Annotated in this window: 18 protein-coding genes, 3 tRNA genes and 1 riboswitch; of the genes, 13 read left to right on the top strand and 8 right to left on the bottom strand. The window is 64.4% G+C overall.

Features of this window, described 5'->3' with window-relative positions:
- Positions 1–13: 13 nt before the first annotated feature.
- The 9 genes from M622_RS28035 (at position 14) to M622_RS27995 (ending at position 13,555) form a co-directional block, all read left to right on the top strand.
- Positions 14–1,207 carry a thiolase C-terminal domain-containing protein gene (locus M622_RS28035; protein ID WP_021248938.1) on the top strand — a complete coding sequence of 398 codons (1,194 nt, stop codon included), beginning with the start codon at positions 14–16 and terminating at the stop codon, positions 1,205–1,207.
- Between the two features lie 50 nt (positions 1,208–1,257).
- Positions 1,258–3,261 carry a (Fe-S)-binding protein gene (locus M622_RS28030; protein WP_021248937.1) on the top strand — a complete coding sequence of 668 codons (2,004 nt, stop codon included), beginning with the start codon at positions 1,258–1,260 and terminating at the stop codon, positions 3,259–3,261.
- A 25-nt stretch (positions 3,262–3,286) separates the two neighbouring features.
- Positions 3,287–4,381, top strand: a complete 1,095-nt coding sequence (locus M622_RS28025) for an alkene reductase (protein ID WP_021248936.1) — start codon at positions 3,287–3,289, stop codon at positions 4,379–4,381.
- Between the two features lie 18 nt (positions 4,382–4,399).
- Positions 4,400–5,224 (top strand): SDR family NAD(P)-dependent oxidoreductase, encoded by an 825-nt coding sequence (locus M622_RS28020; protein WP_021248935.1) that lies wholly within the window; start codon positions 4,400–4,402, stop codon positions 5,222–5,224.
- Positions 5,225–5,294: 70 nt separating this feature from the next.
- A riboswitch (cobalamin riboswitch) is annotated at positions 5,295–5,502 on the top strand.
- A gap of 157 nt (positions 5,503–5,659) precedes the next feature.
- Complete coding sequence (locus M622_RS28015) at positions 5,660–6,190, top strand: GNAT family N-acetyltransferase (protein ID WP_021248934.1); 531 nt, start codon at positions 5,660–5,662, stop codon at positions 6,188–6,190.
- 100 nt (positions 6,191–6,290) lie between these two features.
- On the top strand, positions 6,291–8,009 hold the full coding sequence (locus M622_RS28010; RefSeq protein ID WP_021248933.1) for a class I SAM-dependent DNA methyltransferase: 1,719 nt from the start codon (positions 6,291–6,293) through the stop codon (positions 8,007–8,009).
- Complete coding sequence (locus M622_RS28005; RefSeq protein WP_021248932.1) at positions 7,999–9,417, top strand: restriction endonuclease subunit S; 1,419 nt, start codon at positions 7,999–8,001, stop codon at positions 9,415–9,417. The genes M622_RS28010 and M622_RS28005 overlap by 11 nt, the downstream gene beginning before the upstream one ends.
- A complete protein-coding gene (locus M622_RS28000; protein ID WP_021248931.1) occupies positions 9,414–10,400 on the top strand; it encodes a virulence RhuM family protein/type II toxin-antitoxin system death-on-curing family toxin in 987 nt (328 codons plus the stop codon). The genes M622_RS28005 and M622_RS28000 overlap by 4 nt, the downstream gene beginning before the upstream one ends.
- Positions 10,401–10,405: 5 nt before the next feature.
- The gene (locus M622_RS27995; RefSeq protein WP_021248930.1) at positions 10,406–13,555 is read left to right on the top strand and encodes a type I restriction endonuclease subunit R; all 3,150 of its coding nucleotides are present in this window, start codon (positions 10,406–10,408) and stop codon (positions 13,553–13,555) included.
- A gap of 6 nt (positions 13,556–13,561) precedes the next feature.
- On the opposite strand, the gene M622_RS27990 is transcribed toward M622_RS27995, so the two are convergent.
- From M622_RS27990 to M622_RS27980, 3 genes are all read right to left on the bottom strand, one after another.
- Positions 13,562–15,049: an AcvB/VirJ family lysyl-phosphatidylglycerol hydrolase gene (locus M622_RS27990; RefSeq protein WP_084520698.1), complete on the bottom strand. Its 1,488-nt coding sequence runs from the start codon at positions 15,047–15,049 to the stop codon at positions 13,562–13,564.
- Positions 15,050–15,077: 28 nt separating this feature from the next.
- Positions 15,078–17,666 (bottom strand): bifunctional lysylphosphatidylglycerol flippase/synthetase MprF, encoded by a 2,589-nt coding sequence (mprF, locus tag M622_RS27985; protein WP_031346639.1) that lies wholly within the window; start codon positions 17,664–17,666, stop codon positions 15,078–15,080.
- A gap of 209 nt (positions 17,667–17,875) precedes the next feature.
- A complete protein-coding gene (locus M622_RS27980; protein WP_021248927.1) occupies positions 17,876–19,489 on the bottom strand; it encodes a phosphoethanolamine transferase in 1,614 nt (537 codons plus the stop codon).
- A 336-nt stretch (positions 19,490–19,825) separates the two neighbouring features.
- Between M622_RS27980 and M622_RS27975 the strand changes: the two genes are divergently transcribed.
- The 4 genes from M622_RS27975 to M622_RS27960 all read left to right on the top strand — a co-directional run bounded on the left by M622_RS27975 (position 19,826) and on the right by M622_RS27960 (position 23,981).
- Positions 19,826–20,488: a response regulator gene (locus M622_RS27975; RefSeq protein ID WP_021248926.1), complete on the top strand. Its 663-nt coding sequence runs from the start codon at positions 19,826–19,828 to the stop codon at positions 20,486–20,488.
- A gap of 7 nt (positions 20,489–20,495) precedes the next feature.
- Complete coding sequence (locus M622_RS27970; RefSeq protein WP_021248925.1) at positions 20,496–21,827, top strand: ATP-binding protein; 1,332 nt, start codon at positions 20,496–20,498, stop codon at positions 21,825–21,827.
- A 160-nt stretch (positions 21,828–21,987) separates the two neighbouring features.
- Entirely contained in the window at positions 21,988–23,445 is a 1,458-nt protein-coding gene (locus tag M622_RS27965; RefSeq protein WP_021248924.1) for a DegQ family serine endoprotease, read from the top strand.
- An 86-nt stretch (positions 23,446–23,531) separates the two neighbouring features.
- Complete coding sequence (locus tag M622_RS27960; RefSeq protein ID WP_021248923.1) at positions 23,532–23,981, top strand: hypothetical protein; 450 nt, start codon at positions 23,532–23,534, stop codon at positions 23,979–23,981.
- Positions 23,982–24,009: 28 nt separating this feature from the next.
- Here M622_RS27960 and M622_RS27955 read toward each other — a convergent pair whose 3' ends face one another.
- From M622_RS27955 to M622_RS0120110, 5 genes are all read right to left on the bottom strand, one after another.
- On the bottom strand, positions 24,010–24,378 hold the full coding sequence (locus M622_RS27955) for a YajD family HNH nuclease (RefSeq protein WP_021248922.1): 369 nt from the start codon (positions 24,376–24,378) through the stop codon (positions 24,010–24,012).
- Between the two features lie 193 nt (positions 24,379–24,571).
- Positions 24,572–24,647 (bottom strand) — tRNA-His (locus tag M622_RS27950).
- 53 nt (positions 24,648–24,700) lie between these two features.
- A tRNA-Arg gene (locus tag M622_RS27945) sits at positions 24,701–24,777 on the bottom strand.
- Between the two features lie 27 nt (positions 24,778–24,804).
- A tRNA-Pro gene (locus M622_RS27940) sits at positions 24,805–24,881 on the bottom strand.
- A 201-nt stretch (positions 24,882–25,082) separates the two neighbouring features.
- A complete protein-coding gene (locus tag M622_RS0120110; RefSeq protein WP_217995302.1) occupies positions 25,083–25,436 on the bottom strand; it encodes a hexameric tyrosine-coordinated heme protein in 354 nt (117 codons plus the stop codon).
- Positions 25,437–25,484: the final 48 nt, after the last annotated feature.

The following is a 25,484-nucleotide window of genomic DNA, read 5'->3' as shown; positions in this document are numbered from 1 at the left end:
GGGAGTACACAACATGCAGGAAGTCGTAGTGCTGGGTGTGGGCATGCACCGTTTCGGCAAGACCGGTGATGCCATCGTGGGCAACAAGTCGGTCACCGAACTGTGCCGTGCGGCGGTGGATATGGCGCTCAAGGATGCGGGTGTGTCCTGGCGCCAGATCGAGGCGGTGTCGGCGGCGAGTTCCCGTTTCTCCGGGGGCAAGGGCTGGGGCCTGAATGGCAACGACATCGTCGAGGACATGGGGAGCACCGGTATTCCGGTGTACAACCTGTCAGCCGGTTGCGCTGCAGGCGGCAACGCCTTCAACATCGGCTACTCGCTGGTGGCCGGTGGCATTCACGACATGGTGCTGGTGGTGGGTGGCGAAGTGATGCCCAAGGGCATGATCCAGACCTCCGGCCTGGACGATGTCAATGATCCTGAGTACCTGCGTCAGCGTTGCGTGGGCATGCCGGGGCCGACCTTCTGGTCCACGCTGGCGCGCCGTCGCATGTACGACTACGGCACCACCGAAGAGCAGATGGCCAAGGTGACGGTCAAGGCGCGTCAGTGTGCGGTGGGCAATCCGTATGCGCGCTTCCAGAAGGCCGTGACGGTGGAAGAGGTGCTGGCCTCGCCCTATGTCAGCGACCCGCTGCGCCTGTTCGAGATCTGCCCGGTGTCCAACGGCGCCGCCGCTGCGATCATCTGTTCGGCCGCCATGGCACGGCGCTTCACGCGCAAGCCGATCACGGTGGCAACCAGCACCGTGGCCACGATCTCCTTCGACGATGCGCTGCCGCGCAGCCTGGCAGGGCCTGTACCTTCCGGTCCGAGCTTCCACACCGAGGCAAAATCGGCGGTGATGCGTGCCTTCGAGCGTTCCGGTATCGGCCCGAGCGAGATAAGCTTCACCGAATTGCAGGACAATACCTGCTACTACGAACTGGCCTTTCCCGAAGAGTGGGGGCTGTGCGCCGAGGGTGAGGCCGAGCGTCTGGTCGAGGCCGGCGAGACCGCACCCACCGGGCGCATGCCGATCAACCCCTCGGGCGGCTTCGTGTCCTTCGGTGAGGCCACCACCGCCATGGGCGTGTTCCAGATTGCGGAACTCACCTGGCAGTTGCGTGGTGAAGCCGGTGCGCGCCAGGTGCCCAATGCGCGCGTCGGTCTGGCGCAGACCAATGGCCTCGGCGGCAACGCCACCGCCGCCATCCTCAAGCGCTGAAATCGCCGTGCGCGAGCGCCCGAACGTAAGCCGAAAAAAGGATTAGGCAGATGTCCTCTCCGTCGCTGACTGCATACTTCATTCTCGGGCTGCTGCTCATTGGCGCTTTCGCGGCGCTTGTGGTGGGCATGCGCCGGCATCGCCTGCGCATCGCGCAAGGCCTGGTGGAGCAGCCTGCGGCCGAGGAGAGCGCGCTCCTGTTCGGGCGTTCGTTCAACGCCAACACCTTCGTACACCGCGCGCTGCTCACCGAACGCCTGTGGAAGCGACCGGCTGCCGGCCTGGCGCACACGCTGCTGCTGGGCGGTGCGGTGGTGGCCATCCTCGGCCATGCGCTCTTTGCGCTCAGCTTTGTCGGCGTCGAGGTGTATTCGGGCTGGATCGGGACGGTGCTGATGCGCTGGGGGCGTGAGCTCGCCGGCCTGGCGATGCTGCTGGGGGTGGTGTTTTTCCTCGTGCGCCGCCTCAGCGGCCTCGAGCGTCTGATCAAGGGCGGCGAGCGCAAGGGCTTTCTGGCGATGGAGGTGTTGCTGCTGGTGACGGTGATCGCCGGCTTTGTCGCCGAGGGCTTCCGCCTGGCCACGCTGCCGGACAGTTCGTCGGGCGAGTTCATCGGCAACATGCTGGCGGCCGGCCTCGGTGGGCTGGGTGCCGAGGCCGTGACACGTGGCGAGATGCTGATGTGGTGGGGGCATGGCTTGCTGGGCGTGGCCTTCATCAGCCTCATCGCCTACACGCCGCTATCGCACATGTTGCTTGGCCCGGCCAATTCGGCACTGGTGCGCAAGCGCCCGGGCATCCAGCTCGCGCCGATCGATTTCGACTCCGAGGACGAAGAGTTGCGGCTGGGCGCCAGCCGCATTGTTGACCTGTCGCAAAAGAGCCTGCTCGACCTGTCCGCCTGCGTCGGTTGCGGGCGCTGCCAGGAGGCCTGTCCAGCCGCACAGACGGGCAAGGCGTTGTCGCCCAAGACGGTGATGCTGGCCTGCGCCGATTACCTCGCCCAGGGCAAGATCGACGACGCGCAGATGATCGACGACATCGGCGCCGAGGCCATCTTCGACTGCACCACCTGTGCGGCCTGTGTGGAAGAGTGCCCGGTGAGCAACAGCCCGGCTGAAATCGTCCTCGAGATGCGGCGCCATCTGGTCATGGATCGCTCCGAGATGCCCGATTCGCTGGCGATGGTGAACCGCAATCTGGAGTCGCGCGGCCATCCCTTCGCCGGCACCGCGGCCAACCCGGACGACTGGAAGAAGGGCCTGGATGTGCCCTTGTTCGAGGCCGGCGAAACCGAATACCTGCTGTGGCTGGGCTGCGCGGTGACCTACGAGGAGCGCGCGCAGGAAGTGGCCCGCGCCATGGTGCGCATCCTCGAGGCCGCAGGCGTGTCCTACGGCATCCTGGGTGAGGCGCGCTGCACCGGCGACCCGGCGAAGATGGGTGGCAACGAGATTCAGTTCGTGGAAATGGCGCAGGACAACATCGAGGCCTTCCGCGAGCGCAAGATCCAGAAAGTCATCACCATGTGTGCGCACTGCTACAACAGCTTCGATCGCTACTACCCTGAGCTGGGCGCGGACTGGGTGACCATCCCGCACGCCATGCTGATCGAGGAACTCATCGGCCAGGGCCGGCTGCAGGTCGAGCGTGACGAGGCCGAGCTCATCACCTTCCACGACCCGTGCTATCTCGCGCGCCACAACGACATCGTCGAGGAGCCGCGCACGGTCGTGTCCGCAGTGGGCAAGCTGATCGAGATGCCGCGCAACAAGAAAGAGGCAATGTGCTGTGGCGCCGGCGGCTGCAACTACTGGAGCACCAACAAACCCGGCACGCCGCGCATCAGTGACGTGCGCACCCGCGAAGCGATCGATACCGGCGCGGCCAAGATCGCCACCTCGTGCTCCTTCTGCCTGCTGATGCTGACCTCGAGCGCGACCCGCGACGGACCCGAGCGCAAGGTGTTCGACATCGCCGAGCTGGTTGCCGATTCACTGGGGGAAAAGCACGGTAGCGGGAAGCCGGCCGAGGTTCTGCCTGCCGACGCTTAAGCGTTCATTAAGGAGCACTGAAGAGATGCCTATCGATAGCGCAGCGTCCGGGGCGGACGCCAGCCTCCTGTTTCAAGCGCTGCAGCTGGGCGAGCTTGAGCTCGCCAACCGCATCGTGATGGCGCCGATGACGCGTAACCGGGCCGATGCCGAAGGCGTGCCCGGCGAGATCATGGTCGAACACTACGCCGCGCGCGCTGAGGCCGGCCTGATCGTGGCCGAGGGCGCGTGGCCGTGCGCGGAAGGCCAGGGCTACTGCCGCCAGCCGGGCATCGTCACCGACGCGCAGGTCGCGGGCTGGCGCAAGGTGGTCGAAGCGGTGCACGCAAAGGGCGGGCGCATCGTGCTGCAGATCATGCACGCGGGCCGCATCGGCAGCGTCCACATCAAGCCGGCCGGCGTGGAGACGCTGGCGCCGTCGGCGATTCAGGCTCAGGGCCAGATCTTCACCGACGCCGCGGGCATGCAGCCTTTTGACCTGCCCCGCGAAATGAGCGCAGACGATGTGCGCGCGGCCATCGACGCCCACCGCCGCGCCGCGCTGCGTGCCCGTGAAGCGGGCTTTGATGGCGTCGAGCTGCACTGCACCAGCGGCTACCTGCCCATGCAGTTCATGTACACCGGCACCAACCAGCGCAGCGACGAATACGGCGGTCCGGTCGAAAATCGGGTGCGTTTCGCGGTCGATTGCCTGCGTGTGATGGCGGAGGCAATCGGCGCCGGGCGCGTGGGCTTCCGGGTCAACCCCGGTAACGCCTTCAACGACGCCCATGACGCGGATTCGGCCGCCACCCATGCCGAGCTGCTGCGCCAGGCGGCACCGCTGGGCCTTGCCTATGTACACGTGATGCGCGCGCCGGTGTCCGACATCGACGCCTTTGGCATGGCTGCACAGCACTTTGCCGGCCGCCTCATCCTCAACGACGGCTTCGACCCCGCTTCCGCCGAACAGGCGCTGGCGCGTGGCGAAGGCCAGGCGGTGTCCTTTGCCCGCCTCTTCATCGGCAACCCCGATCTGGTCCGCCGCCTGCGCGAAGGCCTGCCCCTGGCCGGCTTCGATCGGCGCACCTTGTACACCGCCGGCCCCGCCGGCTACACGGATTACCCGCTGGCAGACTGACAAGCGAGAAGATCAGCGATGAGCTACGAATTGACCGGTCTGGAAGGCAAGATCGCCGTCGTCACCGGGGCGGGAAGAATGCGCAGCATTGGGCGCTCGATTGCGTTGGAGCTGGCAAAGGCCGGTTGTGATGTCGTCATCACCGGCAGTGGCCGTTCCCCCGACGCGTTTCCCGATGACGAAAAGAAAGCCGGCTGGCGCGATATCGAGTCGGTGGCGGAGGAGATTCGCGCCCTCGGCAGGCGTGCGCTGCCGCTGATCAGCAACGTGGCCGACCTGGAGGCGGTGAAGCTGCTGGCCGATAAGGTGGTGCAGGAATTCGGCCGAGTGGATTTCGTCATCAACAATGCCGGCGCCGCGCGCGCGGGCGACCGGGCGCCGGTGGTCGATGTCGACCCGGTGGCCTGGCGCAATGTGATCGATGTCAATCTGAACGGCAGCTTCTACATGAGCCAGGTGTTCGGTCGCAAGCTCATCGAGCAGGGAGAGGGCGGCGCCATCATCAATATCTCGTCGGTGGGCGGAAAGCTGATGGCGCCCAGCACCGCCGCCTATGCCGCGAGCAAGGCCGGGCTGCATGCCTTGACCGCGGCGATGGCGGGCGAGGTGGGTCAATATGGCATTCGCGTCAATGCGATTTGCCCGGGCATCGTCTCCACCTCCCGCCTGGATGATCTGTCGCCCGCGCAGTGGGAAGCGATCATCAACACCTATGTGCCTTTGAAGCGTGCCGGCGCACCTGCAGAGATCGGCAGCATGGTCGTCTACCTGTGCAGCAAACAGGGCGAATGGATCAGCGGCCAGTTCTACAGCGTCGACGGCGGGCAGGTGGCCGGGCGATAGGCATTGACGGTCGCCGCGTTTGACAGCCCTGTTTGACAGCCTGGTTTGACAGCCTCATAGGCGATCGCTAGGCTGCCGCACTGTTCATGGTTGTCTGCCCGAACCGGCAGACATGAAAAGGGAATTCGGTGACACGCCTTGGCGCGAATCCCGAAGCTGCCCCCGCAACTGTAATCGGCGAGTCCTGCGCCCCCTCTAGCCACTGGAATTGATCCGGGAAGGCTGGCGCAAGGTGATGACCCGTGAGCCAGGAGACCTGCCATGCACATCACCTTCAACAGTTTGGGGCGGGGTGTCCCTGACAAGAGGCATGGCTCACACCATTTCACTTGCTCGTTTTCCTGATGGTTCGGCGCTCGCGCAGGGCATTTGCCTTGCGCTGAGGCTTTGCGCGCGCCCGTTGGAGATCCGCCCCGTTCGCACCGGGTCTCCACCATGTCTGCCATCGCAATTGCCGCCACCACAAATCCCGCCACCACCTCTCCGGCCACCACCTCTCCGGCCACTGCTGCGAGCCCGCTGCCTCGCTTTCTGGCCACCGATGCGCCGCGCGTACTCGCGCATCTGCTGACGCTCGATGCGGACGATCGCATGCTGCGCTTTGGCCACGGCATTCGCCGCGAAGGCATCGTCGCCTACGTGGCCGGCATCGACTTCAAGCGCGACCATGTGCATGGCCTGAGCGCCTCAAACGGCGAGGTCGTCGCCCTGGCGCATGTTGCGCTGCGCGCGGGCGAGCTCGATTTTGGCCTGAGCGTGATCCCAGCCTGTCGCCAGCGCGGACTGGGGCGGGCGCTGTTCGAACACGTCATGGCGCTGGCTCCTCAACTCGGCGCGCAGCGCATCGTGTGCCACAGCATCAGCCCGGTCGTGCTGCACATGGTGGCGGTGCGCGGCTTTCGGCGCCCGAACGGCGACCCGGCCTCAGCGCCAAGGCTCGATCTTGGTGCGTCGCATCGCGCTTAAAATGCGTGCGAAGTGCGAACCGGGAGCCGCTACGATCAGGCTTCGGGCAAGCTGTCTGTGGCCTTGCCTGTGCGCAAGCGCATTCATCAGAGAAAAATCAATGAACCCCATCGAACAACAGTTCTTCAACGAGCTCGAAAAAAAGCTGTGGACCGCCGCGGACAAGCTGCGCTCCAGTCTGGACGCCTCTGTCTACAAGCACGTGGTGCTGGGCCTGATCTTCCTCAAGTACGTCTCCGACGCCTTCGAAGAGCGCCAGAAGGAATTGCGCGAGCAGTTCCAGAACCCGGACCATGACTACTACATGGCGCCGGCGGACTACGCCGACGATTACCAGGGTCACCTCGCCGCCGAGCTGGAAGTACGCGACTACTACACCGAGAAAAACGTGTTCTGGGTGCCGCTGGAAGCGCGCTGGCAAACCCTGCGCGACTGCGCCCAGCTCCCGCCCAAAGCGGCGCTGCCGTGGAACAAACCCGGCAAGGCTGAGCCCGAAGAGATGCGCAGCGTGGGCTGGCTGATCGACAACGCCATGGAAGCCATCGAGCGCGAGAACGAGAAGAAGCTCAAGAACGTGCTCAACAAGGATTTTGCGCGCACGCAGATCGGCAGCCACAAGCTGGCCGACCTGATCGCACATTTTTCCGACACCGATTTCAACCGCAAGGACTACAACGGCCAGCCGCTGAACCTGAAAAGCAAAGACATCCTCGGCCACGTGTACGAATACTTTCTCGGCCAGTTCGCCCTGGCCGAAGGCAAGAAAGGTGGCCAGTACTACACGCCCAAAAGCATCGTCACCCTGATCGTCGAAATGCTGCAGCCCTTCAAGGGCCGTGTGTACGACCCGGCCATGGGCTCGGGCGGCTTCTTCGTGCAGAGCGAAGAATTCATCGAACAGCACGGCGGCAAGGTGGCCAACGGCAAGAGCGGCCAGATCAGCGTCTACGGCCAGGAGAGCAACCCCACCACCTGGCGCCTGGCCGCGATGAACATGGCCATCCGCGGCATCGACTTCAACTTCGGCGGCGGGCCTGGCGACACCTTGTTGAACGACCTGCATCCCGACCTGCGCGCCGACTTCGTCATGGCCAACCCGCCCTTCAACATGAAGGAGTGGTGGAACGAAAAACTGGCCAGCGACCCGCGCTGGATCGCCGGCACCCCGCCGCAGGGCAACGCCAACTTCGCCTGGCTGCAGCACATGCTCTACCACCTGGCCCCCGCAGGCAGCCTGGCCCTGCTGCTGGCCAACGGCTCGATGAGCTCCAACACCAATAACGAAGGCGAGATTCGCAAGAGACTGATAGAAGACGACTATGTGGAGTGCATGGTCGCGCTGCCCGGCCAGCTGTTCACCAACACCCAGATCCCGGCCTGCATCTGGTTACTCACCAAAGACAAACGTAATGGTCTGGCGCTCAATAAAACCAAGCGCGACCGCCGCGGCCAGTTCCTGTTCATCGACGCGCGCCAGCTCGGCTACATGAAAGACCGCGTGCTGCGCGACTTCACCGCGGACGACATCCGCCGCGTGGCCGACACCTTCCACGCCTGGCAAATGGAAAAAGAAGGGAGCAAGGGCTATGAGGACGTGCCCGGCTTCTGTTATTCGGCTTCGGTGGACGACATTCGCAAGCATGAGCACGTGCTCACGCCGGGGCGCTACGTGGGCGCCCAAGCGCAAGAGGAAGACGGCGAGGTCTTCGCCGACAAGATGGCGCGCCTGACGGCGCAACTGGCCGAGCAGTTTGCCGAGAGTGCGAAGCTGGAAGGCGAGATCAGGAAGAACCTGGCGGGCCTGGGTTATGGCCTCTGATAAATTCCTTGAGTGCTTGGTCGAGGATATCGCGGCAAACGCCCGTAATGCCATCGTGGGAGGACCGTTCGGGTCCGACTTGGTTTCCAAAGACTACGTTCTTTCAGGCGTCCCTGTGATTCGCGGGGCAAATATGGGCTACGGACGATGGGTCTCTGGTGAATTTGTATACGTAACAAACGAGAAGGCTGACTCTCTTTCATCGAATTGTGCTAGAGCTGGAGATATTATCTTCACGCAACGAGGCACTCTTGGGCAAGTTGCATTGATCCCTAACGGTACAACGGAGCGCTATCTGGTTTCTCAGAGCCAGATGAAGCTTACTGTCGACTCAAGGAAAGCTGATGCGTTGTTTCTTTACTATGTTTTTACAGGTGCAGAACAACAGGAATTCATCAGAACGAATGCCATTCAGACAGGCGTTCCGCATACTAATCTCGGTATTTTGAAAAAAACGCCCGTTAGACTCCCGTCGTTAAATAGGCAGAAATCGATTGCGAGGATCTTGGCGAGCTTGGACGACAAAATTGATCTCAACCGTCGCATCAACCAGACCCTCGAAGCCATGGCGCAAGCTCTCTTCAAGTCGTGGTTTGTCGATTTCGATCCGGTCAAAGCCAAGATCGCCGCCATTCAGGAGGGCCGAGACCCGCTGCGCGCCGCCATGAGCGCCATCAGTGGCAAGTCCGATGCCGAACTCGACGCCCTGCTGCGCGAGCAATTCGGGCAACTTGCTGCTACTGCGGCGCTGTTTCCAGATGAGATGGAAACGTCGGAGCTGGGGGAAATTCCGAGAGGGTGGGGCGTCGAGCCGATAGGGAGTCTTGTGGAATGCCTTGGCGGCACCACGCCAGACACCAAGAATCCTGAATTCTGGGAGCCGGGAGAATACGCGTGGACCACACCTAAAGATCTTTCTGGTGCCAACTCGCCTGTTTTGTTGAGTACGGAGCGAAAAATATCGAAAAAAGGTTTGGAAAAAATCGGTTCTGGCCTGTTGCCAGTAGGGACGCTATTAATGTCTTCGCGTGCACCGATTGGTTATCTTGCTATTTTGAATATACCCGCTGCGATCAATCAGGGTTACATTGCAATGCTGCCGGGCGGAAAATTGCCGCCGCATTATATCTATTTCTGGTGTAAAGAGAATATCGAGTCGATCAAGGGAAACGCGAATGGATCAACGTTTCTTGAGATTAGCAAAAAAGCTTTTCGTCCACTTGTTGCGCTCAAGCCGTCGAATGAGTTGCTTGGTGAATTTCTAAAACGAGTGGAGCTTCTGTTCTCCAGAATCGTTGTTGGTGAGAAAGAGAGCGTCGATCTCGCGGCCCTCCGCGACTCCCTTCTCCCCAAACTCCTCTCCGGTGAACTCTCCGTTGCTGAGGCCATTGCCGAGACCGAGACATGAGTCACGCCGTTCAGCTTTTCACCGCAGCCGATGGGCAGGTGCAGTTATCCGTTTCCATCGACAAGGAAACGGTCTGGCTCAGTCTGGATCAAATGGTTCAGCTGTTCGAACGCGACAAATCGGTGATTTCTCGCCACCTGCGAAATGTGTTCGCCGAGGGTGAACTGGAGCGCAAGGCAGTTGTTGCAAAAAATGCAACAACTGCCGCCGACGGCAAAACCTACCAGGTGGACTACTACAACCTCGACGTCATCATCTCGGTGGGCTATCGGGTCAAATCCCGACGTGGCGTGCAGTTTCGGCAGTGGGCGACGCGCACGCTCAAAGAGCATCTGGTGCAGGGCTACACCCTGAACCAGCGTCGCTTGGCTGAGCGCGGCATCGAGTTTGAGCAGGCACTTGCCTTGCTCAGCCGTACCCTGGCCAACCAGCAACTGGTGAATGCTGACGGTGCGGCGGTGCTGGCGGTGATTGCCGATTACGCCCGCAGCTGGAGCCTGCTGCAAGCCTACGACGAGCAGAGCCTGAGCGGGCAGACCGGCCAGCAAAGTGGCATGCGGACCTTGCATCTTGATGAGGTGCTGAGCGCCGTGGCGCAGCTCAAGGCCGCGCTGATCGCCAAGGGCGAGGCCACGGCGCTGTTCGGGCAGTTGCGTGGTGATGGGCTGGCATCGAGCATTGCCACCATCGAGCAGGGCTTTGGCGACGAATTGTTCTACCCGAATGTGGCCAGCCGCGCGGCGCACCTGCTGTATTTCGTCATCAAGAACCACCCCTTGAGCGACGGCAACAAGCGCACCGGCTCCTTTCTGTTTCTGTGGTATCTGCAGCTGAACCAGCATTTGCTGGCCAAGCCGGTGGCGCAGTTGATAAACGACAACACCCTGGTTGCGCTGGCGCTGCTGGTGGCGGAAAGTGCGCCCGACCAAAAAGCCTTGATGGTGCGGCTGATCGAGCAGTTTGTGCTGCTGAAGGTGGAATGACAGTCATGCTGAACGAACAGCAACTCGAACAACACTGCATAGGCTGGTTTCAGGAAGCGGGCTGGCAGTTTGTGCACGGGCCGGAGATCGCCCCCGAGGGCATCCACCCGGAGCGTGCCGATTACCGTCAGGTGATCTTGCGCGACCGCCTGCTGGCGGCGCTGGCGCGCATCAACCCGCACATGCCCGCGGCGGCACTGGAACAAGCCGTGCACGCCGTGCACACCCTCAGCGCGCCACAGATGGTGGTGCGCAACCGCAGCTTTCACCGCTTGCTGCTTTCGGGCGTGGCGCTTGAGTTTGCCGATGGGGAGGCGAAGAAGACCGATCTGGTGCACCTGATCGACTTTGCCAATCCGCAACTCAATGAATTTGTGGTGATCAACCAGTTCACCGTCGCCGGCAGCAAGCAGCCGCGGCGGCCTGATCTGGTGGCCTTCATCAACGGTCTGCCGCTGGCGGTGATCGAGCTCAAGAACCCGGCCAACGAACACACCGACGTGTGGGATGCCTTCAATCAGCTGCAGACCTACAAGGACGAGATCAGCGCGCTGTTCAACAGCAACGTGGCGCTGGTGGTGAGCGATGGCTGGACGGCGCGCGTGGGCTCGCTGACCGCCAACGCCGAGCGCATGTTGCCCTGGCGCACCCTTGCCAACGAAGACGACCGCCCCTGTGTGCAACTGGAGCTGGAAACCGTGGTGCGCGGTTTCTTTGCGCCCGAGCTGTTCCTTGATTACATCCGTCACTTCGTGCTGTTCGAGCAGGACGGCGATGCCGTCATCAAGAAGATTGCGGGCTACCACCAGTTTCACGCCGTGCGTGAGGCGGTGCGCGCGACGGTGATTGCGGCCAGTTCGCCCGCCAAGGGCGTGCTCGAGGTGCGCGAAGAGCGCGCCACCTATGGCAAGGAAGTGAAGCCGGGCTCGCGCAAGGCGGGCGTGGTGTGGCACACCCAGGGCTCGGGCAAGAGCATCACCATGGCTTGCTACGCGGGCAAGTTGCTGCAACAGGCGCAGATGAAGAACCCGACGCTGGTGGTGGTGACCGACCGCAACGATCTGGACGGGCAGTTGTTTGCCACCTTTTGCGCGGCGGCTGATCTGCTCAAGACCACGCCGCTGCAGGCCGGAAGCCGCGACGAGTTGCGCGAGATGCTGGCCTCGCGCCAGGCCGGCGGCATCATCTTCACCACGGTGCAGAAGTTCGCCCTGCTGGACGCGGAAGACGAACACCCGCTGCTGTCCGAACGCGCCAACATCGTGGTGATCTCCGACGAAGCGCACCGCAGCCAGTACGGCATGAAGGGGCGCTTGGTGCAGAAGTCGGGCCGGTATGTGTTCGGCTACGCCAAGCACCTGCGCGATGCGCTGAAGAACGCCACCTTCATCGGCTTTACCGGCACGCCGATTGCCTTGGAAGACAAGGACACGCGGGCGGTGTTTGGTGACTACGTCAGCATCTACGACATTCAGGATGCGGTGGACGATGGCGCCACCGTGCCCATCTTTTACGAAAGCCGTCTGGCCAGGCTGGACGTGAAGCAGAGCGAGATCGACGCGCTCAACGCACAGGTCGATGAGGTGGTGGAAGACGAAGAGGACCTCGCCAGCCGCGAGAAGACCAAGAGCGACTGGGCCGCGCTGGAAAAGCTGGTGGGGGCCGCGCCGCGCCTGGCGCAGGTGGCGAAGGACCTGGTCGAGCACTTCGAGACCCGCAGCGCAGCGCTGGAGGGCAAGGCCATGATCGTCGGCATGAGCCGCGACATCTGCGCCCAGCTCTACACCGCCATCGTCTCCCTGCGCCCGCACTGGCATGACGACGACCCGGAAAAGGGCGCGATCAAGGTGGTGATGACCGGCTCTGCGGCGGACAAGGAGCTGCTGCAGCCCCACCTGACCAGCCGCCAGGTGAAAAAGCGCCTGGAATCGCGCTTCAAGGACGCCAGCGACCCGCTCAAGCTGGTGATTGTGCGCGACATGTGGCTGACCGGCTTTGATGCCCCGTGCTGCCACACGATGTATGTGGACAAGCCGATGAAGGGCCACAACCTCATGCAGGCCATTGCGCGTGTGAACCGGGTGTTCAAGAACAAGCCCGGTGGCCTGGTGGTGGACTACATCGGCATTGCCAGCGAGCTCAAGGCGGCGCTCAAGACTTACACCGAAGCCAAGGGCAAGGGCGACCCCACGCACAACGCGGCCGAAGCCCTGGCCGTCTTGCTGGAGAAGATGGACGTCGTGCGCGGCATGATGCACGGCTGCGACTACAGCGGTTTCGAGACCCGAGCCGCGGCCCTGCTGGTGCCCTGCGCCAACCACCTGCTGGGCCTGAAGGATGGCAAGTCACGTTTTCTCGACACCATGGTGGCGGTGGCCAAGGCCTATTCGCTGTGCGGCACGCTGGATGAGGCGGCTGCGCTGCGCAAGGAAATCGCCTTCTTCGCGGCCATCAAGGCGGCCATCGCCAAGTACACCACGGTGGACAAGAAGCGCTCCACGGCAGAGCAGAACAGCGCGCTGAAACAGATCCTCGACAACGCCATCGTCGCCGACGGCGTGGCCGACATCTTTGCGCTTGCGGGCTTGGACAAGCCCAATATCGGCTTGCTGTCGGACGAGTTTTTGCAAGATGTACGCCAGATGGAGAGCCGCAATCTGGCGGTCGAGTTGCTGGAAAAGCTGCTGCGCGACGAGATCAAGGCGCGCGCACGCAACAACGTGGTGCAGGAGAAGAAGTACGGCGAGCGCTTGCTGGAAACCCTGCGCAAGTACCACAACCGCGCCATCGAGACGGCCCAGGTCATCGAGGAGCTGATTCAGATGGCCAAGGAATTTCAGGCCGTGCTGGAGCGCGAAGCGGCGCTGGGTCTGGGGCAGGACGAGATCGCCTTCTACGACGCGTTGGCCAACAACGAAAGCGCAGTGCGCGAGCTGGGCGACGACATCCTGAAGAAGATCGCGGTCGAGATCACCGAAAAACTCAGGGCCAGCACCACGGTGGACTGGCAGGTGCGTGAGAGCGTGCGTGCGCGGCTGCGAATCCTGGTACGGCGCTGCTTGCAGAAGTGGAAGTACCCGCCCGACAGCCAAGCCGATGCGGTCGAGCTGGTGCTCAAGCAGGCGGAGTCATTGTCGAACGAATGGTCGCAGTGAGCCGGCTCAGGGCAGCTTGCGCTGCTGCAGACCCTGCATGATCCGCCGCGCCAGGGCGGGATAGTCGCCGTCGAAGTGATGGCTGCCGGTGGTGCGAATGAGCTCGATGTCGGTGCCGATCCGGGTGCACGCGGAGTCGTCGTCGTCCTCGCCATAAAAGCACTGCAGCAGCTGCGGGGCTATGCGCCGCACTTCGGGCAGCGTGGGCAGCGCGTTGCCGCTGTGCTGCTGCAGCCAGCCGGCGACGGTGACTTCGAAGTCCGCGCTGGCGGCAAAGCCGAGCAGGGAGATCTGCACCACCGCGGCGCGCGCGCTGGGCGCGAGGCGGTTGTAGAGCGCGGGCAGGACGTCGGCGCCGAAGGAATAACCGATCAGCACCACCTTGCGCGCGCCCCATTTGTGCCGATAGGCCTCGATGATGCGGCCCAGGTCCTGCGCGCACTGCTCCGGATCGCGCTGTTTCCAGAAGTAGCGCAGGACGTCCACGCCGACGACCGGCAGGCCATCCTGCTGCAGGATGGCGGCGAGCTGTTTGTCCAGATCGCGCCAGCCACCATCGCCCGAATACAGGATGGCGAGCGTATCGCTGGGATGGGCAAGGGGGAGCTCGATCAGGGGCAGGTCGGTGAGCGTCGGTTCGGTCGGCGTCTGCGCGCTCGGCGTCAGCTCGGCTCCAGTCACTCCGACCCCGGCCACCGTGCCAATTTGCGCTGCATCCTGGGCCAGACCGTGCAGCAGCGCTTGCGCGGGCGCGGCTTCTGGCTCAGTGCTGAGACGGATTTCGCTGCGTCCGTGGGCGAATTCGGTCGCGCGCTGACGTACCTCGGCCGTGGCCGCGGTGCTGAGCACAAGGTCCACGCCGTAGGGCAGGGGGCCTGAGGGCAGCGCATAGCTGGACATCCTCTTGCTGTGCGTTTGCGGCAGCTCGCTGCACAGGGCTTTGTGGCCGGGCAGCGTGGGTTCGGGGTCGACTGCGAGCACGCGCGCGATGGTGGCGGTGGACGCCTGGCCGGCGACGCCGAGGGCCATGGTCGCGCCGGCCTGCATGCCCGCCAGAACAGGGAAGTGGTAGGCCTGTGCCTTCGCGTCGCGCTGGATCTGGTGGCTGACGGCCTCCACCTCGCCAATGAGGGTGGCGCAGGGGTTAGCGCTTGCCGCCATGTGCTGCAGCGTCGACGGCAGATCGACCCCGATGACGATCTGGCCGCGCCCGGCCAGTGTTCTGGCCAGGCCGCGCTCGGTTTCTCCCCAGCCCCCTGTGCCTGAGAACAGCACGACTGCGCCGGTCGGGGCGCTGTGGGGCAGCACGATTTCGGGGCTACCTATCATGGGCTGGGCCGCGAGTGTGGGGCCGGCGGCCCCGGCTGCGGCGCTGCACAGCAGGCAGGCGGTGAGTAGGGCGCGGCGCATGAGCGGTCCGCGCGAGGGGTTCAGCTTCAGTCCGATCACGGTCAGCCCGTTCATCGTTGGCGGATTCATGGTTTGCCGGCTCATCGTGCGCTCGATTGCAGCAGGTGTGCGTTCATCGTCCGATCACGCCCTTGAGCCCGCCGCTGATCAGGATGGTGATGTCGGTCAGGGCCAGCATGGGATTGATGCCGCCGCTGACGGCGAGGTAGCGTGGCTGCCAGTCGGGGCGAAACTTGGCCTTGAATGCGCGCAGACCGGCGAAGTTGTAGTAACGCTCGCCGTGTTCGAACACCGCGCGCCCGACGCGATGCCACACCGGTGCCGCGCCGCTCGCCGACAGGCCGGACAGCGGTGCCATGCCAAGGTTGAAGCGGGCGTAGCCCGCGGCCCGGAAGTGCAGCATGAGATGGGTGAGCAGGACTTCCATCACCCCATTGGGCGCGTCCGGCACGAAGCGCATGAGGTCGATGCTGGCCTCGTCCTGCAGTCCGGTCAGCAGCAGATTGGAAAACGCGATGATGCGATCGTCCTGGCGCAGCACCGCGACCGGCTGGCCGCGCAGGTAGTCGGGGTCGAAGGCGCCCAGCGAAAAGCGCTTCTCGCGCACCTTGTGATGGGCCAGCCAGGCCGCCGACACCGCGCTCAACTCCGCCATCGCGCCCTCGGCCTCGGCGGGCGTGAGGATTGCGAACACCATGCGTTCGCGCTCGGCGCGGTTGAGCGCCTGACGCAGGCCTGCTCGTTTTCCGCCCTTCACATCGAAGTCGGCAAGAGCAACGCCTGCTTCCTCGCCCATCTTGAAGGCCATCAGCCCGGCATCGGCATACAGCGCCAGCGAATCCGCGCCCACCTGATAGAACACCGCACGCCCGCCGGCCTGACCGGCCAACTCGCAGAAACGCCACACCAGCTCGGGCCAGCACTCGCGTGGGCCGACCGGATCGGACAGCGCCACCCAGGAGCGCCCCTGACGGCCATACATGATGAAGGCGCGGCCGTCGTCCGAGAACAGCAGGCGCTTGTCACCCATCCCCACCAGGCAGGCCTCGGTGCGCGGCTGGGTGGCGACGATGTGCAGGGCGTGATCGAGTTCTTCGCGTGTGGGCAGCGCGCTGTTGGCTGTGAAGGGCCGCAGCAGCAGCCAGCCGGCGCCAAAACCCGCGGTCAGCACGATGCCCATCATGGCGCGCAGGCTGCGTGGGGCTTCGCCCGAGAGCTCGAACTGCCACCACAGCTCGTGCGAGTAAGCGACCTCCTGATAGACAAAGAAGAACACCGCGGCGGCGGTCACGATCAGCGTGCCCACCGCCAGCAGCCAGCCTGGCGACAGCGCCTGATGCACGAGGGAGGCGGGGCGGGAAAACTCGCGGCGTGCGGCGACCAGGGCCAGCAGCAAGGTGCCGAGCAGGACGGTCTCGCCCACGGCAATGCCCTTCGCCATCGACAGCAGCATCGACAGCGGCACCAGCACCATCGCCATCCACCATGCGCCGTCGAGGCGGAACACCAGGCCGCGCGCCACCAGCAGCAGCACCACGCCGAGCACGCTGCCGAGGAAGTGCGCGCCTTCCACCACCGGCAGCGGCAGCACGCCTTCGAGCAGCCCGAGCGAGTCTTCGCCAACCGGGGTCACGCCGGAGAGGATGAGGGTCGCACTCAGCACCAGGGTGAAGGCGCCGATGAGCGGTGGCGCCATGCGGGTGGCGGCGCGCAGGGCCAGCGTGGCCAGCGGGCTGCCGGCGACGCGGCGCATCTCCAGCACGGAGACGAGCAGCACCGCCAGCACCAGCGGCACCAGGTGGTAGATGACCCGATACAGCACCAGGGCGCCGAGCACGGCGTCTATGCCCACCTGTTCGCCGAGTCCGGCAACGATGACGGTCTCGAACACGCCCAGACCAGCGGGCACATGGCTGAGCACACCCAGGCCGACAGCCACCGCATAGAGCGCGATGACGGCGGGCAGGTCCACGCTGTTTGCGGGCAGCAGCACCCACAGCACGGCGGCCGATGCGCTGACGTCGACGGCGGTGGCGAGAAACTGGCGCAGCATCAGGTGGCGCGAGGGCAGGCGCCATGCACGCCCCAGGAGGCGCACGTCACGGCCTTCGCCCGCAGCCAGCACCAGCGCGGCCAGACTCGCCACCAGCGCCGCGCCCATCCATTTGATGCTGCTCGCCGGCAGTGGCAGATGGGCGAATTCGCCCGCGGCCGCGAGCATGCCCAGGCCGGCCACGCCCGCGAGCCCGAGGCCGAAGGACACCGTGACGAAGGCGACGATGCCGCCGATCTCCTCGGGTTCGATGCCTTGCGAGGTGTAGAAGCGATAGCGGATGGCGCCCGCGGTGAGTGCGCCGAAACCCACCGTGTTGCCCACCGCGTAGGCGGAGAAGGAGGTCAGCGCGACGATGGGCAGAGGCAGCTGGCGGCCGACGAAGGCCAGCGCGCCGAGGTCGTAGACGGTCAGGGCGGCAAAGCTGAGCGCGGTCAGGGCCAGCGCGGCGATCAGGGTGGCGACCGGGATGCTGGCGATGGCGGACTGCAGGCTTTCATAGGAAACGTCTGCCGCCAGACGGCGCACGGCAAACCAGGCCAGCGCGAGCAGCAGCACGGTGAGGGTCGGGACCACGAGGCGGCGCAGGATGCGCCCCGGCTCGGTGCCTGAATCGGGGGTCTCGACTGCGCTTGCGGGTGTCGTCATGTCACCAGGCTCCACGCCATGTTCGAGACTCATTTTGTGTGTTCAGGGTGTTGGATCAGCTTGGGAGCCGGGGCCAGCGTCAGAGCCTGGGTCCGGATGAGTCAAGCATAAGGGCGTGAGACTTAAGCTGGGCTTAAGGGGTGCGGCGGATTGCCCTGTGTTTGGGCGCGCTTCGGGACATGCCTCGGGACGTGCATTCGGGCATGCCATCAGCGCCGGCAGGCGCCACCGATGTCCAGCGCCGGCTCGTGGATAGTGGTGGTGACATCGACCAGTCCCAGCACGGTGTGAAAGAGCGCGTCGTGAGTCGTCGGCTGCTCGGCCTGGCGACGCAGGCAGGCAAGATCGAGCCGGTTGCGCGCGGCGAAGCCAGGCGAGAACCACATCACCATCGGCACCTGGGTCTGCTGTGCAGGGGCGATCGAGTAGGGCAGGCCGTGCAGGTAGATTCCGTTCTCGCCGAGCGATTCGCCATGGTCGGAGACGTAGAGCAAGGCGGTGTCGTATCTGTCTTCGACTTCCTTGAGCAGCTCGATGGTGCGTGCGACGACGTGATCGGTGTAGGCCAGGGCGTTGTCGTAGCTGTTGGCAATCTGCTCACGGCTGCACTTCGACAGATCGTCGTCGTCACAGGTCGGGGTGAAGCGGCGGAAGGCCTGCGGATAGCGGCGGAAATAGGATGGGCCGTGGTTGCCGAGCTGGTGCAGCACGAGGACGAGATTGCCCTGTGCATCGCGCAACAGGCTGCGGCTGCGCTCGACCAGGGCTTCGTCCAGGCAATGACCGTCCGTACACAGCGCGGGGAGTGCTGCCGGGTCGGGGCGGATGGTTTCCAGTCCGGTGCAGACGCCCTTGCAGCCCGACTGGTTGTCGTTCCACACCACGCGCAAGCCGGCGTGCTGCAGCACGTTGAGCAGCGACTCGCTGTTCTGGATGGCATCTTCGTCATAGTGACGGCGCCCTTGCACGGAAAACATGCAGGGCAGCGAGACTTCGGTATTGGTGCCGCAACTGCTGACGTCCGGGAAGTTGATCACCTCATGACGGGCGAGTTCGGGGGTGGTGTCACGCACTGCACGCTCGGCGGCGGACTGGTTCAGGCCCCAGTTTGCCGCGCGTGCGGTCTCGCCCACGGTGATGACGAAGAGCATGGGCTTGTGCGCCGTCTGCCAGCTCGCGCCGAGTTGGGCGTCGGTGCCGATAGCGCGGCGTGGGGTATTGGCGGCACTCACATCGTGGGTCAGCACGCGCCCTAGCGACCACAGCGCTGCGGCGGGTGTGATCAGGTAGCGGATTTCCTTGTGCTGGCGCATCTCGCCCGAGAAGTCCTTGAACACGCTGCCCAGTGCCGCCAGGGCGACGACGAGGGCAAGCACGCTGCAGGCTGTGCGCACCATGAACGCCCGGCTCGCGCGCCGGCGGCGCAGCTGTGCGCGCTGCAGGACGAGCAAGGGGGGTAGCGCCAGCACGAGGAGGTGGATGAAAAAGCCTGGGGTGAGGAGTTCGCGGGCCTCGGCGGAGTCGGTACGAACGACGTTGCGCAACATGTCGGGGTCGAAGTAGACGCCGTACTGGCCCGCATAGTGGCTGGCGATGGCCGCGATCAGGATCAGCGCGCCGAGCAGGGCTTTGGTGGTCCAGCGGTTGAGCAGTGGCGCGAGCAGGACGAAGTGCAGCGCAGTGAGCGCGACGCCGACGGCGAGGACGTAGGTGAAGGTTCCGTCCTGCGCGCTACGTCCGGCCAGCAGCGCACGCCAGAACGGGGTGTTGAACACGAGCGTGAGGTACAGGCTCACGCCCAGCAGCAGGGATTCGGTCGACACCTGCGGGCGCCAGTTGAGCCATGCTCGAAGCGTGCGCCGGGCAGGGAGTGCGGGACTGCGTGTGTGCCGGGTGCCCGTCAAGGGGGCGCAACTGAGGGACAGCTTGTGTTCGGACATGCTCACGTGCGCAGATGGAGTTCAAGGTGCGCAATCTAGGCTGCAGCGTGTGAGGTGGGCGTCAAGGCGGTGTGATAAAAACGTGAAAACCGCGCAGGCTTGAGCGCACAATGCCGGTCCTTGCCGCCTTGTCAGCCATGTCTGATCTGGCTAAGTGGTGTGTACCTGTGGCGTGCAGCTTCAGGTGCAAGGAGAGGCCGATTTCTTGCGGAGAACAGAATGCGCCTGCTTCTTGTTGAAGATGACCCGATGATCGGTGCCGGTGTGCAGCGTGCCTTGCGCGACGAGGGCTACACGGTCGATTGGGTGCACGATGGCGTGGCCGCGGAACTGGCCATTGCGGGCAATCCCTATGCGGTGGTGCTGCTCGATCTGGGCCTGCCGCGCCGTGACGGCATCAGCTTGCTGGAACAATTGCGCAGCGCGGGCAACACCATCCCGGTGCTGATCATGACTGCGCGTGACGCGGTGGCCGACCGCATTCGCGGCCTGGATGCCGGGGCTGACGACTACCTGGTCAAGCCTTTCGATCTCGATGAACTGAGCGCCCGCGTGCGCGCCCTGCAGCGCCGCCAGCGCGGCACGGCATCGCCGCTGATCAGCATCGGCAGCCTGCAGATCGACCCCGCAAGCCACCAGGTGACGCTGGACGCCAAGCCGGTGCGCCTGGCCGCGCGTGAGTTCGCCCTGTTGTGTGCGCTGGCCGAGCAGCCCGGCAAGCCGCTGTCCCGCGCGCAGCTTGAGGAGCGCATCTACGGCTGGGATCAGGAGGTCGAAAGCAATACCATCGAAGTTCACATCCACGCCCTGCGCCGCAAGCTCGGCGCTGAGTGGATACGCAACCTGCGTGGCGTGGGCTATTACGTCCCGCCGCAAAGCTGAGCCGCTCATGCGTTCCCTGCGCCGTACCCTGTTGTTATCCCTGCTGGGCGCGCTGGTCGCGGTCTTTGTCGGTGCCGGCTTTGCCACCTTCATGACCGCAAGGGCCGAGATCGACGATCTGATGGACTATCAGCTGCGCCAGCTCGCGCTATCGCTGCGCGACCCGCTCTTCGGTCGCCCGGTTGCGCCGGCGGTGGCACCGGAGGAGTCGCTCGATTTCATCATCCAGGTCTGGGATAACAGCGGTGTCCAGCTCTACCTGTCGCGACCCCATAGCGTGCTGCCGGCGCTGGCCCAGTTGGGCTACAGCGTGATGCAGACGCCCGAGGGCGAGTGGCGCACCTTTGCCATTCCGCTGCGCGATCGCGTGGTGCAGGTGGCGCAGCCGATGGCGGTGCGCAACCGCATGGCGGCCGATGCCGCGCTGCGCACCTTGCTGCCGCTGCTGGCGGCGATTCCCTTGTTTGCGGTGCTGATCTGGTATCTCGTCGGCCGTGGACTGCAGCCGCTCAAGCGGCTGGCGCGCGACGTGGCATCGCGTCGGCCCGACGCCCTGCAGCCTTTGCTGGCCGAGCACGTGCCCGAGGAGGCGCAGCCCATCGTCCATGCCCTCAACCAGCTGCTGGGCCGACTCGACAGCACGCTCGCCGCGCAGCGCGCCTTCGTTGCCGACGCCGCCCACGAGCTGCGCACCCCGTTGGCCGCGCTGCAGATCCAGCTCCAACTGTGCGAGCGCGCGAGCGACGCGCAGAGCCGTGCCGCGTCAATGATGGAGCTGCGTGCCGGGCTGCAGCGCGCCACCCACATGGTGCAGCAGTTGCTGACCCTGGCGCGCCAGGAGCCCGGCGCCACGCCGCCCTCGCCGCAGGCGCCGGTACGCCTGGCCGAGGTCGCGCGTCAGACCCTCGCTGATCATGCCCAGCTTGCGGATGCACGCCGCATCGACCTCGGTGCGACTGAGCTCGACGATGAACTGGTGGTGCACGCTGAGGCGGCGGCGCTGCACACGCTGGCCAGCAATCTGGTCGACAACGCCATTCATTACACCCCCGAGGGCGGGCAGGTCGACGTCAGCGTGCACCGCGAGGCTGAGGACGGGCAGGCGCGCTACTGGCTGACGGTGTGCGACAGCGGACCGGGGATACCGCCAGAGGAGCGCGAGCGTGTGTTCGACCGCTTCTACCGCCGGCCGGGCCAGGCCGAATCCGGTACCGGGCTCGGTCTGGCCATCGTGCGCAGCATCGCCGAGCGCCATGGCGCAAGCCTGGTGCTGGATGCCTCTCCGCTGGGTGGGCTGCGGGTGGCGGTGGGCTTTCCGGCGCACTCGCAAGGGGGCTGAGCAGGGCGTGATCGGGCACCTGCAAGCGCTTGCTGCGTGTTTGCACGCACACGCATCCACTTACAAGTGCATCGCTCGGGCTTAAGTCTGCTTTAAGTCGACGCCTTTTACTGTGCAGGCATCGCGGGTGTTCCTGCCCGCACCTGCACAGGAGGCAGTCATGCAAGCCAAGGTCCTAAAACTCGGCATTCTCGCCGCGGCGATCACTGGAATCACCCTCGGCGCCTCGGGTGAGAGCTATTTCACCCGCTCGGCGCAGGCTCAATCGACGCCACCCGCGGTTGCCGTCGCCAGCATGCCGGCGATCGCGCTGCCGAATTTTCGCGGCATCGTCGAAAAATATGGCCCTGCGGTGGTGAACATCAGCGTGGAAGGCACGGTGAAATCAGCGGCGGCGCCAGGGCAGTCACCGTTTGCGCAGATCGACCCCGATGATCCCTTCTCCGACTTCCTGCGCCGCTTCGGGCCGCAGTTCCAGGTGCCGCCTGGCGAGCAGACGAAGCGCGGGCAGGGCTCGGGCTTCATCGTCAGCGCGGATGGCATCATCCTGACCAACGCGCACGTCGTTGAAGGCGCCGACCAGGTCAGCGTCAAGCTCACCGACAAGCGCGAATTCAAGGCCACCGTGCTCGGCGTCGACAAGCCGACCGACATTGCGGTGCTGAAGATCGAGGCCACCAACTTGCCCATCGTGCCGCTGGGTGATCCGGCACAGACCGAGGTGGGTGACTGGGTGCTGGCCATCGGCTCGCCCTTTGGTTTCGAGAACAGCGTCACCGCAGGAATCGTGTCGGCCAAGTCGCGCTCCCTGCCCGATGAGGGCTATGTGCCCTTCCTGCAGACCGATGTGGCGATCAACCCGGGCAACTCGGGTGGCCCGCTGCTCAACATGCGAGGCGAGGTGATCGGTATCAACTCGCAGATCTTCAGCCGCTCGGGTGGTTATCAGGGGCTGTCCTTTGCCATCCCGATCAACGTCGCCGCCCAGGTCAAGGACCAACTGCTGGCGCACGGCAAGGTGACGCGCGGCCGCCTGGGGGTGGTCATCCAGGAGGTCAACCAGGCGCTGGCCGAGTCCTTTGGTCTGGACCGTGCGCAAGGGGCGCTGGTGAGCCGGGTGGAAGACGCAAGTCCGGCTGCTGCCGCCGGGCTCGAAGTCGGCGACGTGATCCTGAAGTTCAACGGTCAGCCCGTCAGCGCCTCGGCGGAGTTGCCGGCGAAGGTGGCGGCGATCGCCCCCGGAACCAAGGCCAGGCTTGAGGTCTGGCACAAGGGCGAGGTGCGCACGCTGGACGTCATCGTCGGCGAACTGCCGCAGGCGCAGCCGGCTGGGGACAACAAGCTCGCCGCCGACAAGGGCCGGCTGGGCGTGGCCGTGCGCGCGCTCGACCCCAGAGAGGAGCAGGAGGCCGAAACCAAGGGTCTGCTGGTGCTGGAGTCGAGCGGACCTGCCGCCCACGCTGGCATCCGTGCCGGTGATGTGATCCTGTCGGTCAATGGCAAGCCGGTGCAAAGCGTGGACGCCCTGCACAAATTGATCGATGCCGCCGGCAAGCGGGTGGCACTGCTGATCCAGCGCAACGACGCGCGCATCTTCGTGCCCATCGAGCTCGGCTGAGCGTTCACCCCCAAGGCGCATGGGGGTCGCTGGGGATGCGATCTATCCGCGCCCATTTGTTTGCCAAACACTGCGAGGAGAAAGAAATGAAAGCCAGACACCGTATTGCACGGCGCACGATCAAGCACTTCCTGCAACTCGCCGCTGCCAGCCTGGCAATCGGCATGGGGACCAGTCCGGTACTTGCCGATATGGAGGAAGGGCGTGCTGCGACTTATCGCAGTGAGGACGGGGTGTCCGCGCATGCGCGCAGCGAGGCTGTCAGCGGCCTTTATCTGCATTCGATTGCGCTGTATGAGGATGCCGGCGAGCACGCCCAGGGGTATGTGCCGCAGGGCAGGTCCGTGCGCCTGCGCGTTCTGGATGGCGCCGGCCGCAGCGTGACCCAGCTCACACTGGACGGTGAGGCGAGCGTGGGGCCGTTGGCGCACGGCAGCTACACCGTGTTGTTGAGTCGCAATGGCTTGACCGAGGTGCAGCAGTTGCGCCTCGGCCCTGATACGCTGCCTTATCTGCGCTTTACGGCCGAAGCCTGATTCAAGGCCGCGGTGATCAAAGCCGCGGCTACTTCTTGCCGGGCGACATCAGAGACTTGAGCTGGGCAAACGGGGAGTGGGTGGCGACGCTGCCCACATCGGTGACGATGCTCGTCCCCGCCTGAGCTTCCAGTTGGCGCTGGTGTTCGTTGTCGTGGCAATAAATGCACAACAGTTCCCAGTTGCTGCCGTCGGGCGGGTTGTTGTCGTGATTGTGGTCGCGGTGATGAACGGTCAATTCGCGCAGGTTGGCGAGGGTGAAATCACGCGTGCAGCGCCCGCATACCCAGGGGTAGATCTTCAGTGCGCGCTCACGATAGCCGTCGCTGCGGGTGTCCGCCGCCTTGCGCGCCTGGGCGACGATACGGTCGAGTTTGTCGTGGTCGATCTGCTTCATGCTGAAGTCCCTTGGGTGCGAGTGCGGATGAAGGGGAGCAGGATAGCGCTCGCCTGATTGCGCCTCAAGGGCTTTCATGAGACGAAAAAAAGCTCGCGATAAACGCGAGCTTTTTGATTTTTTAGCTGTTTCCGCTTGTGTAAGCTTCAACAACTCGCACCGAGCGGGAAACGCTTCGAGGTGCTTGAATTCTTGGGGCGACATACCGGGATCGAACCGGTGACAACTGGAGCCACAATCCAGTGCTCTACCAACTGAGCTAATGCCGCCACTACCAGACTCCGGCAAAGCCGAAGCCAAGAAACAAAAACCAACTCAATCCTGGCCTGCCCGGCAGGGATCGAACCTGCAACCCCCGGCTTAGAAGGCCGGTGCTCTATCCAATTGAGCTACGGGCAGATTCCCGCGGGCATTCGGAGTGTGAGCTGGTCGGGGTGGAGGGATTCGAACCCCCGACATCTTGCTCCCAAAGCAAGCGCGCTACCGGACTGCGCTACACCCCGAGAGCCGCGAACTATACAGAGGGGAGGTCACCGCGTCAAATATCTTTCGAAGATTTTTTTGTCTGCACTGCGCGTAATGCAGGGTGCATGCCGAAAGGGTGCAGAAGGCGGCGTTTGAGAGCAGAACTGTGAGGCATCAAACGCCGCCTGAAGGGAAAGTTAGACGGGCTGAAATGTGCCCGTGGAGCCTGTGTCAGGTGCTCACTTGCGCCAGTAATTGTTCGCCGCGGAGATGGTCTGGAAGTGGGTCGCCACCACGTGCGAGACCGCGATCAGGCTGTTGGGGTCGTTGGCGTAGATCGGGCGCAGGGACTTGCGCACTTCGACATCCTTCTGCGTGGCGCCAACGGCCTTCTGCGACAGCTTGATCGCGAGCGCGAAACCGTCCTCCGGGGTCTCGACGATCAGCGAGGTGAGGCCGGCGGGTTTGGGTGCGGGCTTGTCTTCAGCGCTGGCGCCGCCGATACCGCCCAGCAGCAGGCTTGCAGCCAGGGCAGGCAGCATGAGGAAGCGGTTGCGTACGGATTTCTGTTGCGTGACTTGCCTGGTTTTCATTTTTTGAGTCTCCTTTGCATGCATGGCCAAGACGATGGGCGTCTCGCG

Origin of the sequence: Thauera terpenica 58Eu (genome assembly GCF_000443165.1) — a bacterium.
Lineage (GTDB): Bacteria > Pseudomonadota > Gammaproteobacteria > Burkholderiales > Rhodocyclaceae > Thauera > Thauera terpenica.
Note: the sequence above shows the minus strand (reverse complement) of the source record. Positions and strands in the feature narration are given on the sequence as shown.

Excerpts from the sequence above, each read along its gene's own strand:
- M622_RS27970 (WP_021248925.1), top strand. The coding sequence starts at position 20,496 with ATGCGTTCCCTGCGCCGTACCCTGTTGTTATCCCTGCTGGGCGCGCTG.
- M622_RS27960 (WP_021248923.1), top strand. The coding sequence starts at position 23,532 with ATGAAAGCCAGACACCGTATTGCACGGCGCACGATCAAGCACTTCCTG.
- M622_RS28010 (WP_021248933.1), top strand. The coding sequence starts at position 6,291 with ATGAACCCCATCGAACAACAGTTCTTCAACGAGCTCGAAAAAAAGCTG.
- M622_RS28020 (WP_021248935.1), top strand. The coding sequence starts at position 4,400 with ATGAGCTACGAATTGACCGGTCTGGAAGGCAAGATCGCCGTCGTCACC.
- mprF (WP_031346639.1), bottom strand. The coding sequence starts at position 17,666 with ATGACGACACCCGCAAGCGCAGTCGAGACCCCCGATTCAGGCACCGAG.
- M622_RS28035 (WP_021248938.1), top strand. The coding sequence starts at position 14 with ATGCAGGAAGTCGTAGTGCTGGGTGTGGGCATGCACCGTTTCGGCAAG.
- M622_RS27995 (WP_021248930.1), top strand. The coding sequence starts at position 10,406 with ATGCTGAACGAACAGCAACTCGAACAACACTGCATAGGCTGGTTTCAG.
- M622_RS0120110 (WP_217995302.1), bottom strand. The coding sequence starts at position 25,436 with ATGAAAACCAGGCAAGTCACGCAACAGAAATCCGTACGCAACCGCTTC.
- M622_RS27990 (WP_084520698.1), bottom strand. The coding sequence starts at position 15,049 with ATGAGCCGGCAAACCATGAATCCGCCAACGATGAACGGGCTGACCGTG.
- M622_RS27955 (WP_021248922.1), bottom strand. The coding sequence starts at position 24,378 with ATGAAGCAGATCGACCACGACAAACTCGACCGTATCGTCGCCCAGGCG.
- M622_RS28015 (WP_021248934.1), top strand. The coding sequence starts at position 5,660 with ATGTCTGCCATCGCAATTGCCGCCACCACAAATCCCGCCACCACCTCT.
- M622_RS28030 (WP_021248937.1), top strand. The coding sequence starts at position 1,258 with ATGTCCTCTCCGTCGCTGACTGCATACTTCATTCTCGGGCTGCTGCTC.
- M622_RS28005 (WP_021248932.1), top strand. The coding sequence starts at position 7,999 with ATGGCCTCTGATAAATTCCTTGAGTGCTTGGTCGAGGATATCGCGGCA.
- M622_RS27975 (WP_021248926.1), top strand. The coding sequence starts at position 19,826 with ATGCGCCTGCTTCTTGTTGAAGATGACCCGATGATCGGTGCCGGTGTG.
- M622_RS27965 (WP_021248924.1), top strand. The coding sequence starts at position 21,988 with ATGCAAGCCAAGGTCCTAAAACTCGGCATTCTCGCCGCGGCGATCACT.
- M622_RS28025 (WP_021248936.1), top strand. The coding sequence starts at position 3,287 with ATGCCTATCGATAGCGCAGCGTCCGGGGCGGACGCCAGCCTCCTGTTT.
- M622_RS28000 (WP_021248931.1), top strand. The coding sequence starts at position 9,414 with ATGAGTCACGCCGTTCAGCTTTTCACCGCAGCCGATGGGCAGGTGCAG.